13 protein-coding genes are annotated in these 14,319 nt (G+C 71.6%); 2 read left to right on the top strand and 11 right to left on the bottom strand.

Going from position 1 to position 14,319, the window contains the following annotated elements:
* The 7 genes from pheT to infC all read right to left on the bottom strand — a co-directional run.
* The coding region (pheT, locus tag ACWDS7_RS21330; RefSeq protein ID WP_451930678.1) for a phenylalanine--tRNA ligase subunit beta at nt 1-2,263 on the bottom strand (2,263 nt) is incomplete at its 3' end.
* Nucleotides 2,263-3,312 carry a phenylalanine--tRNA ligase subunit alpha gene (gene pheS, locus ACWDS7_RS21335; protein ID WP_451930693.1) on the bottom strand — a complete coding sequence of 350 codons (1,050 nt, stop codon included), beginning with the start codon at nt 3,310-3,312 and terminating at the stop codon, nt 2,263-2,265. The genes pheS and pheT, both read right to left, overlap by 1 nt.
* A gap of 119 nt (nt 3,313-3,431) precedes the next feature.
* Complete coding sequence (locus ACWDS7_RS21340) at nt 3,432-4,514, bottom strand: ATP-binding protein (protein ID WP_451930679.1); 1,083 nt, start codon at nt 4,512-4,514, stop codon at nt 3,432-3,434.
* A gap of 51 nt (nt 4,515-4,565) precedes the next feature.
* Nucleotides 4,566-5,396 carry a TrmH family RNA methyltransferase gene (locus ACWDS7_RS21345; RefSeq protein WP_306868743.1) on the bottom strand — a complete coding sequence of 277 codons (831 nt, stop codon included), beginning with the start codon at nt 5,394-5,396 and terminating at the stop codon, nt 4,566-4,568.
* A 73-nt stretch (nt 5,397-5,469) separates the two neighbouring features.
* Nucleotides 5,470-5,853, bottom strand: a complete 384-nt coding sequence (rplT, locus tag ACWDS7_RS21350) for a 50S ribosomal protein L20 (protein ID WP_012892552.1) — start codon at nt 5,851-5,853, stop codon at nt 5,470-5,472.
* Nucleotides 5,854-5,877: 24 nt separating this feature from the next.
* Nucleotides 5,878-6,072, bottom strand: coding sequence for a 50S ribosomal protein L35 (rpmI, locus tag ACWDS7_RS21355; protein WP_306868740.1), 195 nt, complete (start codon nt 6,070-6,072; stop codon nt 5,878-5,880).
* 130 nt (nt 6,073-6,202) lie between these two features.
* Nucleotides 6,203-6,871, bottom strand: coding sequence for a translation initiation factor IF-3 (gene infC, locus ACWDS7_RS21360; RefSeq protein WP_442480491.1), 669 nt, complete (start codon nt 6,869-6,871; stop codon nt 6,203-6,205).
* Nucleotides 6,872-7,209: 338 nt separating this feature from the next.
* Here infC and ACWDS7_RS21365 point away from each other — a divergent pair, with 338 nt between their 5' ends.
* Nucleotides 7,210-7,578, top strand: a complete 369-nt coding sequence (locus ACWDS7_RS21365) for a PadR family transcriptional regulator (RefSeq protein WP_451930680.1) — start codon at nt 7,210-7,212, stop codon at nt 7,576-7,578.
* The gene (locus tag ACWDS7_RS21370; RefSeq protein WP_451930681.1) at nt 7,575-8,543 is read left to right on the top strand and encodes a hypothetical protein; all 969 of its coding nucleotides are present in this window, start codon (nt 7,575-7,577) and stop codon (nt 8,541-8,543) included. Before ACWDS7_RS21365 ends, ACWDS7_RS21370 begins: the two co-directional genes overlap by 4 nt.
* Here ACWDS7_RS21370 and ACWDS7_RS21375 read toward each other — a convergent pair.
* The 4 genes from ACWDS7_RS21375 to alaS all read right to left on the bottom strand — a co-directional run bounded on the left by ACWDS7_RS21375 (nt 8,518) and on the right by alaS (nt 14,318).
* Complete coding sequence (locus ACWDS7_RS21375; RefSeq protein ID WP_306875646.1) at nt 8,518-9,342, bottom strand: shikimate dehydrogenase; 825 nt, start codon at nt 9,340-9,342, stop codon at nt 8,518-8,520. The genes ACWDS7_RS21370 and ACWDS7_RS21375 overlap by 26 nt on opposite strands.
* On the bottom strand, nt 9,342-10,502 hold the full coding sequence (gene mltG / locus ACWDS7_RS21380; RefSeq protein ID WP_306868736.1) for an endolytic transglycosylase MltG: 1,161 nt from the start codon (nt 10,500-10,502) through the stop codon (nt 9,342-9,344). Before mltG ends, ACWDS7_RS21375 begins: the two co-directional genes overlap by 1 nt.
* Nucleotides 10,503-11,096: 594 nt before the next feature.
* Complete coding sequence (gene ruvX / locus ACWDS7_RS21385; RefSeq protein ID WP_451930682.1) at nt 11,097-11,600, bottom strand: Holliday junction resolvase RuvX; 504 nt, start codon at nt 11,598-11,600, stop codon at nt 11,097-11,099.
* Nucleotides 11,601-11,645: 45 nt separating this feature from the next.
* The gene (gene alaS / locus ACWDS7_RS21390) at nt 11,646-14,318 is read right to left on the bottom strand and encodes an alanine--tRNA ligase (RefSeq protein ID WP_451930694.1); all 2,673 of its coding nucleotides are present in this window, start codon (nt 14,316-14,318) and stop codon (nt 11,646-11,648) included.
* Nucleotide 14,319 lies beyond the last annotated feature (1 nt).

The following is a 14,319-nucleotide window of genomic DNA, read 5'->3' on the forward strand; positions in this document are numbered from 1 at the left end:
CCGACCAGATCGTGCCCATCAACGACTCGGCCATGAAGTCAGCCGAGATCGTCGCCGGACCGGCCGACAGCGGCTCCAGCCTGGTCAGCTCCAGCTCCACCGCGCTGGTGCGCGCGGGCAGGCCGTAGGCCTCGATGACGCGCGGGTGCAGCTCACCGGCGTGACCGACGAGCACGTCCCCGGCGTACAGGGCCGCGCAGCGGCCCGGGTGCCAGGGCTCGTGCCGGTCGGCGCGGACCTCAAGGGTGACCCCGGCCTCGCGGGCCACCGTGCGGGCCGCCTCGACGGCGTCCGCCCAGGCGGCCGCCCGTCCCTGGCCCCACCATCCGGAGCCCTCGAACTCCCCGGCCAGCACGGCTGCCACCCGCAGCGGCTGGGCGGGCAGCGCGGACTCGATGGAGGCGAGCTCCTCCTCGCTCGGCCTGCGGTCCACCCCGAGCACCGGCGCGCTCTTGGCCGCGCCCTGGGACGGCCGGTAGACCAGGCCCGTCTCGAACAGCGCGGTGTCGCCGAACCCCCGGCCCACGTTGCGGACCAGCGTCTTGAGCAGCCCCGGCAGCAGCGTGGTCCGCATCAGCGGCTCGTCCTCGCTGAGCGGGTTGGCCAGCCGTACGGCCCGGCGGCGCGCGTCGTCGGCGGGCAGCTGCAGGTTGTCGAAGTCACGCTCCCCGACGAAGGGGTAGGCCAGGATCTCGACGTAGCCGGAGGCGGCCAGCGCCCGGCCCACCCGGCGGCGCAGCCGCTGGCCCTCGCTGAGACCGGCGCCCGCCGGGGCGGCCGGCAGGATCGAGGGCAGGTTCTCGTAGCCTTCGAGCCGGATGACCTCCTCGGCGAGGTCGTTCGGGTCGGTGAGGTCGGGCCGCCAGGAGGGCGGGGTCACCGTCAGCATGTCGTCGCCGGTGACCGCGAGCTTGGCGGCGATCTCGTCGGCGGGGGCGACCGCGCCGCCGGTGACCGTGCAGCCGACCTGCTCAAGGCGGCGGATCACGGTCTCCCGGTCGTAGCCGATCCCGGCGACCTTGCCGGGGTGGCCGCTCGGGATGGAGATGCGGACCGGCTCGACCTCGGCCTCGGCGTGGGTCACGCCCGGCTGGATCGTGCCGCCGCCGAGCTCCGCCAGGAGCTGGGCCGCGCGCCAGGAGGCGTACAGCGGCAGCTCCCGGTCCACGCCCCGCTCGAAGCGCTTGGACGCCTCGCTGACCAGGTTGTGGCGGCGGGACATCCGCGCCACGCCGCTGGCGGCGAAGTGCGCGGCCTCGATCACGATGTCGGTGGAGGCCCCGGAGATCTCGGTGTGCAGGCCACCCATGGTCCCGGCCATCGAGATCGCCCCCGACGCGTCGGTGATCAGGACGTCTTCCGGGTCGAGCTTGCGGACGACGTGGTCGAGCGTCTCCAGCGTCTCGCCCGGCTCGGCCCGGCGCACCACGATCCCGCCGGTCAGCCTGGCGGCGTCGAAGGCGTGCAGGGGCTGGCCGAGCTCCAGCATCACGTAGTTGGTGACGTCGACGGCCAGCGAGACCGGGCGCATGCCGGCGCGGGTGAGCCGTACGCGCAGCCACAGCGGGCTGGGCGCCGCCGGGTCGAAGCCCTGCACCTCGCGCAGCACGAAGCGGTCGCAGGCCGTCGGGTCGGCGATGGAGGCCGGATAGGACGGACCCGCGCCGGCGGGCGGGGAGACGTCGGCCGGGTCGAGGAAGGCCGAGCCGAAGGCGGTGGCCGCCTCGCGGGCCACACCGCGGATCGACAGCGCGTAGCCGATGTCCGGGGTGATCTCCAGCTCGATCACGTCGTCGCGCAGGCCGAGCAGCTCGACCACGTCGGCCCCGATCGGGGTGCCCTCGGCCAGCACCATGATGCCGGCATGCTCGTCGCTCAGCCCGAGCTCGCGCTCGGAGCAGATCATGCCCTCGGACATCCGCCCGTAGGTCTTGCGGGCGCCGACCTCGAAGCCGCCGGGCAGCACTCCGCCGGGCAGCACGACCGGCACCCGGTCACCGACGGCGAAGTTGGTCGCGCCGCAGACGATCTCACGCGGCGCGGCCTCCCCCACCTCGACCTGGCAGTGCCGGATGGGCTTCTTGAAGCCCTGCAGCTCCTCGATGGCGAGCACCTCGCCGACGACCACGTTCTTGACGTCGTGGCCGTAGGAGGTGACGGCCTCCAGCTTGAGGCCCGCGGCGGTGAGCCTGTCGGCGACCTCCTGGGCGGTGACGGCGGGGAGATCGACATACTCCCGCAGCCATGAAAGCGGGACCTTCATCAGACCTCCATCCCGAACGGGAGCGTGAAGCGGACGTCTCCCTCGACCATGTCGCGCATGTCCTCGACGTTGTGGCGGAACATCAGCGTGCGCTCGATGCCCATGCCGAAAGCGAAGCCGCTGTAGCGGCCGGGGTCGACGCCACAGGCGATGAGCACCCGCGGGTTGACCATGCCGCAGCCGCCCCACTCGATCCAGCCCTCGGACTTGCAGGTGCGGCAGTGCGGGTTGCCGGGCACCGCGGAGGCGCCCCGGCAGACGAAGCACTTCAGGTCCATCTCGGCGGACGGCTCGGTGAACGGGAAGTAGTTCGGCCGGAACCTGGTCGTGATGCCCTCGCCGAACATGACCTCGGCGAACCGGTCGAGGGTGCCCTTGAGGTGGGCCATGGTCAGGCCCTCGTCGACCGCCAGCCCCTCGACCTGGTGGAAGACCGGGGTGTGGGTGGCGTCGAGCTCGTCGGTGCGGAACACCTTGCCGGGTGAGATCACATAGACCGGCAGGCTCCGGCTGAGCAGGGCCCGGATCTGCACCGGCGAGGTCTGCGTGCGCAGCACCATGCCGGAGTCGACCGACTCCACGAAGAAGGTGTCGTGCTCCGAGCGCGCCGGGTGGTCCGGCGAGATGTTCAGCGCGTCGAAGTTGAACCACTCGCCTTCCAGCTCGGGGCCCTCGGCCACCTCGTAGCCCATCGCGACGAACGCGTCGGCGACGCGCTCCTGCAGGGTGGTCAGAGGGTGCCGGGCGCCGCGCGGGGCGCGGTCCCAGGGCAGCGTGACGTCGACGGTCTCCTCGACGAGGACCCGCTCGTCACGCTCGGCCTCCAGCTGGGCCTGGCGCTCGGCGAGAGCCTCGGAGACGGCCTTGCGGGCACCGCCGATGCGCTTGCCCGCCTCGGCGCGGGCCGCCGGCGGCAGGGCGCCGATCTCACGGTTGGCCAGGGCGATCGGCGAGCGGTCACCGGCGTGCGCGAGCCGTACCTGCTTGAGTTCGTCGAGGTCGCGCGCCGCCTTGATGGCGTCGAGCGCGTCGGCCTGCATGCGCACCATCTCATCGGCGTGCAGCGGGGTCACCTCAACCGGGTCGTAGTTAGACAAGAGAGCTCCGAATCCAGGGCTTAAGCGGCAACGAGTCTAGTCGGGGAAGCCCACCGGGCCTGCATCCACGCTCAGGCGAAGTCAGGGGTGCCGGTGGGCACCATAAATCGGAACTCGGCCCCGCCCTCGGGCCCCCGCTGCACGGAGATGGTGCCGCCGTGGGCCTCGATCAGGCCCTTGACGATGAACAGGCCGAGCCCGGTGCCACCGCGGCGGCGGGCGTTGCCCCGCCAGAACTGCCGGAACACGCGCGTGGCCAGCTCGGGCGGGATGCCCTCTCCCTGGTCACGGACGGACACGGTCACTCCCCACTCGTTCGGCTCGATGGCTACTGTCACCGTACCGCGCCCGTGGCGGACCGCGTTTTCCAGCAGGTTGGCCAGCACCTGGTCGATCTTGTCCTGGTCGAGCCAGGTCTCGGGCAGCTCGCCCAGGACCTCCAGCCGGAAACGGTCTTCCGGCTCCCCCGCCGCGACCCGCCCGGCGATGACCTTGCGGGCCCTGGCCGGGATGTCGACCACCTGGCGGTGGATCTCCAGCCGCCCGGACTCGATGCGGGAGACGTCGAGCAGCTCGGTGATCAGCCGGGTCACCCGGTCGGCGTCGGCGTTGACCGTCTCCAGCATGACGAGCTTCTGGTTGTCGGTGAAGCGGGTCCACTTGGCCAGCAGGGTCGCGGTGAAGCCCTTGACGCTGGTGAGCGGGGAGCGGAGCTCGTGGGCCACGGTGGAGACCAGGTCGGCGCGGCTGCGCTCCAGGCGGGCGCGGGCGCCGGCGTCGCGCATCGTGATCACCACGCGGACGATCTCACCGCCCCGCTCGGGCCTGCGCACCAGACGGGCGGCCACGAGCATCTCCTGGCCGCCCGGGGTGCGCAGCGGGAGCTCGGGCTGGCGGCTGCGGGTGGGCAGCCCGCCGTAGGTGTCGAACCACTTCCACCAGTCGCGCCCGTCGTGGTCGTGGAAGGAGAACACGTCCCGCAGGTGCCGTCCGGCGGCCTGGTCGCGGGTGATCCCGGTCAGGCGGGTCGCGGCCCGGTTGACGGCCAGCACGTGGCCGTCCCGGTCGGTGACGACGAGGCCGTCGGGGAGCTCGTCCACGTCGATCACACAGGCGGAATCAGCGCTCCGCTCGTCGGTGTGTTCGCCGTGCACGACCCCGCCTCCTCGACGCTACAACGCCGACAATAGCGGGTTTCCCGCGTTCTACGGCAGCCTCGGAGCGGGGGTCCGGGAACCGGCCCGCTGAGATCGGGCAGATGCGTACAGACACACCGCGGCGGCGGTCGCGAGGTTGAGACTCTCGGCCCGGCCGTAGATCGGCACGCGGACCACTTCGTCGGTCAGCCGCAGGATCTCCTCCGGCAGTCCCCACGCCTCGTTGCCGAAGACCCAGGCGGTCGGACCGGACAGGTCCACGTCGTCGAGGGTCCGCTCGCCGGCGCCGTCGGCGGCGAGCACCCGCAGCCCGGAGTCCTTCAGCCGCCGCACGGCCTGCGCCACCGGCGCCCCGGTGGTGACCGGGAGGTGGAACAGGCTGCCCGCGCTGGCCCGGACGCACTTGCCGTTGTAGGGGTCCACCGAGGCGTCGGTGAAGACGACCGCGTCGGCACCCGCCGCGTCGGCGGTGCGCAGCACGGTCCCGGCGTTCCCCGGGTCCCGGACGTGGGCGAGCACGGCCACCAGCCTGGCGTCGGCGGTGACGGCGCGGTCCAGGGCCACGTGCACGAACCGGCACACCGCCAGCAGCCCCTGCGGGGTGACGGTCTGGGCGAGCTCGGCCATGACCTCGCCGCTGGCCCGGTGGACGGGCACCCCCGCGGCGGTGGCGGCGGCGACGATGTCGGCGTGGCGCGTCCCTGCCTCGGCCGTGGCGAACAGCTCCACCACGACGCCGTCCAGCGCCAGCGCCTCGCGGACGGCCTGCGGCCCCTCGGCGAGGAAGGACCGGTCCCGGTCCCGGAAGGCCCGTTTGGTCAGCCGCCGCACGGCCTTGACCCTCGGCGACTTGATGTTGGTCAGCTCAGATCCCGCCATGCCCGTCCCCCCAAGAATGCGAATGCGGCCCACAGCGTGATCGCTGTGGGCCGCACGCTCGTCAGTGCCGGATTCAGCCGGCGACCGGCGCGTTCACGTCGGCCGGGAGCGCCTTCTTGGCGGCCTCGACCAGCGTCGCGAACGTGGCGGCGTCGTTGACCGCGAGGTCAGCGAGGATCTTGCGGTCGACCTCGATGGAGGCCAGGCGCAGACCCTGGATGAGCCGGTTGTAGGTGATGCCGTTCTGGCGGGCAGCGGCGTTGATGCGCTGGATCCAGAGACGGCGGAAGGTGCCCTTGCGGTCCTTGCGGTCGCGGTAGGCATAGGTCATCGAGTGGAGCATCTGCTCCTTGGCCTTGCGGTACAGCCTGGACCGCTGGCCCCGGTAGCCCTTCGCCCGCTCGAGAACGACCTTGCGCTTCTTCTTGGCGTTGATCGCCCGCTTCACGCGTGCCATGTGTATCTATCTCCCCGGGGGCCGTTACTTAGCGAGCAGCTTCTTGATCTTCTTGGCGTCGGCATCGGAGAGCACGACCTCGGACTTGAGACGACGCGTCAAGGTGGACGACTTCCACTCGTTGTAGTGCGCGCGGTTGGCCCGGCGGCGCTTGATCTTGCCGGAACCGGTGAGCCGGAATCGCTTCTTCGCACCGCTGTGCGTCTTCATCTTCGGCATCTCAGCCGTCTCTCCCTCGATCGTGCCGATGTCCCGGGCCGGTAACCCGAGTCAAGGGCATGCCTGACTGCGAGACCGGACCCGGTCTCGGCTTAATCTCGCGACTACCTGACGGTTCAGGCTATGCGAGTCACTCCTGCGGAGCGGCCACCTCGTCCTCGACGGGCGCCTGACCCTCCACGGAGTCCTCGTCACGCCGCGCCTTGGCCGCCGCCTTCTCGGCCTTGGCCTCGGCCTTCTTCTTGTGCGGGCCGATCACCATGATCATGTTTCGGCCGTCCTGCTTGGGCTGGGACTCCACGAAGCCGAGCTCCGTGACGTCCTCCGCCAGGCGCTGCAGGAGCCGGAAGCCCAGCTCGGGCCGGGACTGCTCCCGCCCGCGGAACATGATCGTGACCTTGACCTTGTCTCCCGCCTTGAGGAACCGCACCACGTGACCCTTCTTGGTCTCGTAGTCGTGCGGGTCGATCTTCGGCCGGAGCTTGATCTCCTTGATGATCGTGTACGCCTGGTTACGCCGCGCCTCACGTGCCTTCATCGCGGACTCGTACTTGAACTTGCCGTAGTCCATGAGCTTGCACACGGGCGGGCGGGCCGTCGCCGCGACCTCAACGAGGTCGAGGTCGGACTCCTGAGCCAGCTTCAGAGCATCGCCGATGGAGACGATGCCAACCTGTTCGCCGTTCGGGCCGACGAGGCGGACCTCGGGGACGCGAATACGGTCGTTGATGCGGGGCTCGGCGCTGATGGGGCCTCCTAGGTTGCGATCCGCAGCCGCCTTCGCAGGCGGCTGCCACATGCTCGATCGTGCCGGGAGGTCGTGGAACGCAGGCCGTTGGCAGGTCTGGAAGCACGAAATGCCCCGCACGTCGCGCATGCGGGGCCACATGAGCTCATCGGATCTGACACCTTGAGCTCTCCGGAGTTATCCGGTGTGATCCTTGACCTGCCGACCTTGCGGTCGACCAGGTGGGAGGTGAACCTCCGCTTGCGCGTCCAGCAGGCATGCCGGACCGATCGAGTAGTTACATTACCACAACCCCCCACGTCCACAGAATCATCCCGCGACATCCCCGCCGCCGACGCGATCCCGAGAACTGTTGCGCGATATACCGATGGTCGTTATATAACGACAGTATGAACGAGCGATCGATGCAGGAGCCCACGTTCCTGATCCTCACGGCCCTGGCCGCCGGGCCCCAGCACGGCTACGGGGTGATCACCGACGTCCAGGAGATCTCCGACGGCCGGGTGCGCCTGCGCGCGGGCACCCTCTACGCCGCCCTCGACCGCCTCCAGTCCGAGGGTCTCGTCACCGCCGACCGCGAGGAGGTCGTGGACGGCCGCCTGCGGCGCTACTACCGGCTGACCGGCGACGGCGCCGGCCGCCTGGCGGCAGAGGCCGAACGGCTGCGCCGCAACGCCGTGGCCGCCGCCACCCGCCTGCGTGCCCGGCCGGCCGGCGGCATGCTGTTCCGTCGCGGCCTCGCCGGAGGCGCCGCGTGAACCCTCTGGAGAGGCGCTACCGCAGGCTCATGGCCTGCTACCCCCGGGAGCACAGGGCGCGCCACGAGGAGGAGATGATCGGGGTGCTGCTGGCCGGAGCCGAGCCGGGGCGCAGGCTGCCGGACCCACGCGACGCCCTCGACCTGGTCCGGGGCGGGGTGCAGATCCGCCTCCAGCGGTTCCTCGGGCCCGAGGCCGCCACGCACTGGCGCGACGCGTTGAACGTCGCCGCCGTCGTCGCCCCCGTCTACCTGCTCGTCGTCCAGGTCGCCGGGACGGTCGTGCTGCTGTGGCCGAGCGATCCGGGCCTGTCGGCCTACAACCTGCTGGGACTCGTCGGCCTCCTGCCGAACGCGCTGATCGTGGGGCTCGCGCTGCGCGGCCTGCGCTGGACGGCGGCGGCCGCCGCGTGGATCCTCGGGCTCGCCGGTCCCGTCGTCACCGCCGTGGCCACCGCGGACCTGGTCGAGCGGACGGGTGGGCCGGGCGCCTACCCCCCGGTCGGCGTGCCCACCCTCGCCGAGCAGGCGCTCTGGGCGCTGCCCGTTCTGATCCCAGCTCTGCTGCTCACCGCCGCGCCGCGTCCCGCCGAGGGCGCCGAGCTCATCGGCCGCCGGAGACTGCTGCTGTGGGCCGCCGTCAGCACGGTGGCGCTGGCGGCGGCGACCGCGTTCTGGTACGGCTGGTCGGCCGACGACTACGCCAACGTCCTGCTCGGCCCGGCCCTGGTCGCCATGGCCTGCGGGGCCGGCAGCCGCACCCCGGCCGGCCGCCGGGCGATCCTGCTGCTGTCGCCGATGCTGCTCCTGATGTACGGCGACGGCCTGATCCGCAGAACCTTCGACGGCAGGTGGTTCCTGTCCCTGGTGGAGATCCTGCTCGTCGGCGTCCTGGCCGTCGTCGCCCGGCGCGGCTTCAGGCCCTACGGCACCGGGACGGTCAGCTCTCCGGAGCGGCTCGTCTGACGATCTCGGCCTTGCCCGCCGCCCGCATCGTCTCCACCGGCACGTCGGTCCGGCCGGTCATCAGCTCGACCTGCCGGACCGCCTGGTGCAGAAGCATGGGGAAGCCGCCGATCACCGCGCCGCCCCGCTCCGCCACGGCCGCGGCCAGGCGGGTGGGCCACGGCGCGTAGACCACGTCGAAGAGCGCGGGCACCCCGGAGACCCGGCCGGCGAGGTCGTCGGCGGCTCCGGCGGGCAGGGTCGAGACGACCAGGTCCACCTCCAGGGTGGCGTCGAGCTTGTCGAAGGTCCGCACCTTCAGGGCCATGCCCAGCCGCTCCGCCGCCTCCGCGGTCTCCCAGGCTCTGGCCGGCTCACGGACCACCAGGGCCGCCTCGGCCAGGCCCAGCTCGCGCAGCGCGGCCAGCGCGGAGGCCGCCGTCGCTCCCCCGCCGAGAATCGTCGCCGCCCGGGGCCGGGTCACGCCCGCCTCGGCGAGCGCCTGCACGATGCCGTGGACGTCGGTGTTGTCACCGTGCCGGGCACCGTCGCGGAAGACCACGGTGTTGGCCCCGCCCACCTGGACCGCGAGCTCGGAGACCGTGTCGAGCAGCGGCAGCACGGCCCGCTTGAGCGGCATGGTCAGCGACAGCCCCGCCCACTCGGGGCCGGAGCCGCCGATCAGGGCGGGCAGCCCGGCCTCGTCGCACTCGATCGCCTCATAGCGCCAGTCGTACAGGCCCAGGGCCTCGTAGGCGGCGCGGTGCAGGGAGGGGGAGAGCGAGTGCGCGATGGGGGACCCGAGCACCGCCGCCTTCATCATCCGCCCCTCTGGTTCTGTTCGAACTCCGCCTTGAACTGGAAGAACTCGGTCTCGGAGGAGGTGAACTTGGTGATGCCGCGCTTGGTGTCGGTGGTCACGAACCAGATCCAGTCGCCCTTGGTCGGGTGGAGCGCCGCCTGGATGGCGTGGTCGCCGGGGTTGGCGATCGGTCCCGGCGGCAGACCGGGCCGCGCGTAGGTGTTGTAGGGCGAGTCGCTTTCAAGGTCGGCGTTGGTCGCCGCGACGCCGTACTTGTTCAGCCCGTACATCACCGTGCTGTCCATCTCCAGCTTGCGCGGGGGGTTGCCGCCGAGGCGGTTGTAGATGACCCGGGCCACCTTGCCCATGTCCTTGACGCTGCCGGACTCGGCCTGGACGATGCTGGCGATCGTCATGATCTCGTGCGGGGTGCGGCCGAGAGCCTTGGCCTCCTTCACCAGCCCGTCCTTGTCGGCGGTCTCGTGGAAGCGGTCGACCATCGCGGTCAGGATGTCGGCGGGCTCCATCTTGGGCGTGATCTCGTAGGTGGCCGGGAAGGCGTAGCCCTCCAGCCTGCCCTTGGCGTAGGAGGGCAGGCCCAGCGCCTTGACGTCCTTGGCGGCCCGCTGGAACTCCTTGAGCGGCTTGCCGGTCTGCTTGGCGAGCTGCTCCAGGGTGTCGGACAGGCGCAGGCCCTCCTTGAGGGTCACCCGCTCCAGCAGCCGCTTGGCCGGGTCGAGCAGCTCGACGGCGGCGGCGGCCGACATCTGCTTGCGCATGGTGTATTCGCCGGGCTGCAGGGAGGCGCTCTTGCCCGCCTTGGCGACGGCGTCGGCGAAGGCCCGGGCGCTCTTGACCACGCCCTTGTCCTGCAGGGTCTGGGCGACGTCCGAGGCGCTCTGGCCGCCCTTGATCTCCACGACGACCTCGCCGGTGCCCTGCCCCGTGTAGTCGTCGGGCGTCATCACGTCGCGCAGCCAGGTGTAGCCGTAGAAGCCTCCGGCGCCGATGCCGCCCAGCAGGACGATGACCGCGAGCATCGGGGCGAGGAACCCGCCCCGGTTGCGGCGGCGCTTACGGCGACGGCCGCGCCGCCCGCCGCCCGAGGACGCGCGAGACTTGCGCCGCGACCCACCGTCGTCGTCGGCGACCAGGAAGTCCATATCGAGATCGTTCATAGAGTCGCCGGCCAATCTCCCGGTAGGTGCGGCCTGGCGTCAAGCGGGTATGCCAAACCGAGGGGGGACACCGGGCCAAACGCCCCGGTTCGCCGGGCACCTTCTCCAGGCCTGCCGGTGCGCGTCGCCGCATGCGACGGAACGAGAGGTGTTCCGCCGGGCATCAACACGCCCCGAGGTAACGGTTCAGGTCTTCCCGGTCTCTCACGAACTCACTCTCCGTATCAGCGAATTTCGTGATTCTATGCTCCGGAGCGATTGTGACAAACCGGAAGCAATCACCTTGATATGGCCTGAGAGCCGTCCGCAGCGCCCTCTCCCCCGGCCACACAGGGGATCCGGGCCGCGGACAGGAGACGTGAGGCGGTCTCACCCGGGTGTCCTTCTCCGGCACCTCGGGGGTCCCGCGCCGCGGTGCGTAGCGCACCGTGACGCCGGACCGGAGCGGGGCCCGCGTCCTGATCCGGCCGCCGGTCGCTCCGGCGCCCCCGGGACGGCCGGGGCTCCGCCCGTCCTCGGCGTGGCGGACCCCCGCCACCGTGACGGCCGCCAGGAGGGACGGGGCCGTGCCACCCGCAGGCGGCCGCAGTGGGCTCACCGAGCGGCCCCACCACTCGATCCTCCGCCGGGGGGCTGCCCCTCGCCCGGCGGGTCGAGCGCCCGGCCCGGCGGCGTGCCGGTGGCGCGCTCGGCGTCCAGGGCCGCCTGGAGCAGCACGACGGCCGCCGCCTGATCCACCACACCACGCTGGTTCTTGGCCTTCACACCGCTGGCCCGCAGTCCCTGCTGGGCGGTGACCGTGGTCAGCCGCTCGTCGAACAGCCGGACCGGGATGTGCGCCAGCCGCTGCGCGATCCGGGCGGCGAAGTCGCGGGCGGCCTCGGCCGCCCGTCCCTCGCGCCCCGAGAGCGAGGTCGGCAGGCCGACCACGATCTCGACGACCTCGTACTCGGCCGCGATCTCCGCGAGCTGTTCCAGGTCGCCCTTGCCGCGCCGTACGGTCTCCACCGGCGTGGCCAGCAGCCCCGAGGGGTCACTGCGGGCCACGCCGATGCGGACCGAGCCGACGTCGACGCCCATCCGGATACCGCTTCTCATCATCGTCTCCGCCCCGAGCCGGATCCGGTCCGCAGGCGCCCGCCGTCAGACGAGCGTCTGGGCGATCGCCTGCTCGACGGCGCCGAGCGCCTCGCCGATCGCCTCGGGACGGACCCCGCCGCCCTGGGCGACGTCGTCCTTGCCTCCGCCGCCACCGCCGAGCGCCTTGGCGGCGACACCGACGAGGCGGCCCGCCTTCAGACCGCGCTCGCGCCCGGTCTCGTTCACCGTCGCGACGACCACCGGCCGGTCGCCGGGGACGCCGGCGACGACGACGACCGCGGGGCGCTCACCGGGGAAGCGGCCGCGCACGTCGAGGGCGAGCCTGCGCAGGTCGTCGGGGGAGGTCCCGTCAGGAGCGCGGTGCGTCACGACGGACACGCCGTGCAGGTCCCGGGCACCGGCGGCCAGCTCGCCCGCCATCGCGAGCACCTGGGCGGAGCGGAGCTTGTCCAGCTCCTTCTCCGCGGTGCGCAGCCGGGTGACGATGCCCTCGATCCGCTCGGGCAGCTCCTCACGGCGGGCCTTGAGCTGCTCCGACAGCTGGGCGACGAGCACGCTCTCGCGGGCCAGGAAGCGGAAGGCGTCCAGGCCGACCAGGGCCTCCACCCGGCGCACGCCCGCGCCGATCGACGCCTCGCCCAGCACCTTGACCAGGCCGAGCTGGCCGGAGCTGGAGACGTGGGTGCCGCCGCAGAGCTCGCGGGAGTATTCGCCGACCTCGACGATGCGGACGGTCTCACCGTACTTCTCGCCGAACAGGGCCAGCGCGCCCATCGCCCGGGCCTCGGCCTGCGAGGTGTGGAAGGCGTTGACCTTGAGGTCGTTGATCAGGACGGCGTTGACCTCGTCCTCGACGTCACGGAGCATGCTGGGCGCCACGGCGCCGGCGGCGGTGAAGTCGAAGCGGAAGCGGCCGGGCGAGTTCTCCGAACCGGCCTGCGCCGCCGTCTCGCCCAGCGCGTTGCGGAAACCGCGGTGCACCAGGTGGGTGGCGGTGTGGCTGCGGGAGATGGCGCGGCGCCGCTCGACGTCGATCTCGGCCTGGGCCTGGTCGCCCACCCGGATCTCACCGGTGCGGACCTTTCCGCGGTGCACGACGACGCCGGCGACCGGGGACTGCACGTCCACGATCTCCACCTCGGCCCCGTCGGTGCGGATGACGCCCTGGTCGGCGAGCTGGCCGCCGCCCTCGGCGTAGAAGGGAGTGCGGCCCAGCACGACCTCGACCTCGGTGCCGGCGCCCGCGGCCGGGACCGAGAGCCCGCCGACGAGGACGCCGATGACCTCCGACTCGGCGCTGACCTGGTCGTAGCCGAGGAACTCGACCTTGCCGGTCTTCTCCAGGATCTGCCCGAACACCGAGATGTCGGCGTTGCCGGTCTTCTTGGCGGCGGCGTCGGCCTTGGCCCGGTCGCGCTGCTCCTTCATCAACCGGCGGAAGCCCTCTTCGTCGACCTTCAGCCCCTGCTCGGAGGCCATCTCCAGGGTCAGGTCGATCGGGAAGCCGTAGGTGTCGTGGAGCTGGAAGGCCTGCTCCCCGCCGAGCGTGCCCTGCCCCTTGCGCTTGGTCTCCTCCACGGCCACGTCGAAGATCGCGGTGCCGGTGCGGAGGGTGCCCAGGAAGGAGGCCTCCTCGGCGTCGATGACACCGTGGATCTGCGGGGCGTCGACCTTGAGCTCGGGGTATTGGTCGCTCATCACGCCGATGGTCACCGCGGTGAGCTCGTGCATGTAGCGCTCCTCGCCCGCGCCGAGCAGGCGCAGGTTGCGGATGGCGCGGCGCAGGATGCGGCGCAGCACGTAGCCACGTCCCTCGTTGGAGGGCAGCACGCCGTCGGCGACGAGCATCACGCCGGTCCGGACGTGGTCGGCGATGACCCGCAGCGAGACGTCGGCGCGCTCGTCGCGGCCGTAGCGCGTCTTGGTGAGCTCGGCGGCCCGCTCAAGGATCTTGTAGGTGGTGTCGATCTCGTAGATGTTGTCGACGCCCTGCAGGATCGCCGCCATGCGCTCCAGGCCCATGCCGGTGTCGACGCTCTTGGCGGGCAGCTCGCCGAGGATCGGGTAGTCCTCCTTCACCCCGCCCGCGCCGCGCTCGAACTGCATGAAGACGTTGTTCCACACCTCGAGGTAGCGGTTCTCGTCGGCGATCGGGCCGCCGTCCTTGCCGTATTCGGGGCCGCGGTCGTAGTAGATCTCGGTGCACGGGCCGCACGGTCCGGGCACGCCCATCGACCAGTAGTTGTCGGCCATGCCGCGGCGCTGGATGCGCTCCTCCGGGACACCGACCTTGTCGTGCCAGATGGCGTAGGACTCGTCGTCGTCGTAGTAGACGGTGACCCAGAGGCGCTCCTCGGGGAAGCCGAAGCCGCCCTCGGACTCCGGCTTGGTCAGCAGCTCCCACGCCAGCGGGATCGCCTGCTCCTTGAAGTAGTCGCCGAAGGAGAAGTTGCCCAGCATCTGGAAGAACGTGGCGTGCCTGGTGGTCTTGCCGACCTCTTCGATGTCGGGGGTGCGCACGCACTTCTGGGCGCTGGTGGCCCGGTTGAAGGGCGGCTTCTGCTGGCCCAGGAAGTAGGGCTTGAACGGCACCATGCCCGCGGGGACCAGCAGCAGCGTCGGGTCCTCGGCAATCAGGCTGGCCGAGGGCACTACGGCGTGCCCACGCTCCTCGAAGAAGCGCAGGAAGCGGCGGGCGATCTCTGCCGACTCCATG

The organism is Streptosporangium sp. NPDC003464 (assembly GCF_053588315.1).

Excerpts from the sequence above, each read along its gene's own strand:
- pheS (WP_451930693.1), bottom strand. The coding sequence starts at position 3,312 with ATGGTGCGCATGCAGGCCGACGCGCTCGACGCCATCAAGGCGGCGCGC.
- ACWDS7_RS21345 (WP_306868743.1), bottom strand. The coding sequence starts at position 5,396 with ATGGCGGGATCTGAGCTGACCAACATCAAGTCGCCGAGGGTCAAGGCC.
- rplT (WP_012892552.1), bottom strand. The coding sequence starts at position 5,853 with ATGGCACGCGTGAAGCGGGCGATCAACGCCAAGAAGAAGCGCAAGGTC.
- rpmI (WP_306868740.1), bottom strand. The coding sequence starts at position 6,072 with ATGCCGAAGATGAAGACGCACAGCGGTGCGAAGAAGCGATTCCGGCTC.
- infC (WP_442480491.1), bottom strand. The coding sequence starts at position 6,871 with ATGTGGCAGCCGCCTGCGAAGGCGGCTGCGGATCGCAACCTAGGAGGC.
- ACWDS7_RS21365 (WP_451930680.1), top strand. The coding sequence starts at position 7,210 with ATGAACGAGCGATCGATGCAGGAGCCCACGTTCCTGATCCTCACGGCC.
- ACWDS7_RS21375 (WP_306875646.1), bottom strand. The coding sequence starts at position 9,342 with ATGAAGGCGGCGGTGCTCGGGTCCCCCATCGCGCACTCGCTCTCCCCC.
- mltG (WP_306868736.1), bottom strand. The coding sequence starts at position 10,502 with ATGAACGATCTCGATATGGACTTCCTGGTCGCCGACGACGACGGTGGG.
- ruvX (WP_451930682.1), bottom strand. The coding sequence starts at position 11,600 with ATGAGAAGCGGTATCCGGATGGGCGTCGACGTCGGCTCGGTCCGCATC.
- alaS (WP_451930694.1), bottom strand. The coding sequence starts at position 14,318 with ATGGAGTCGGCAGAGATCGCCCGCCGCTTCCTGCGCTTCTTCGAGGAG.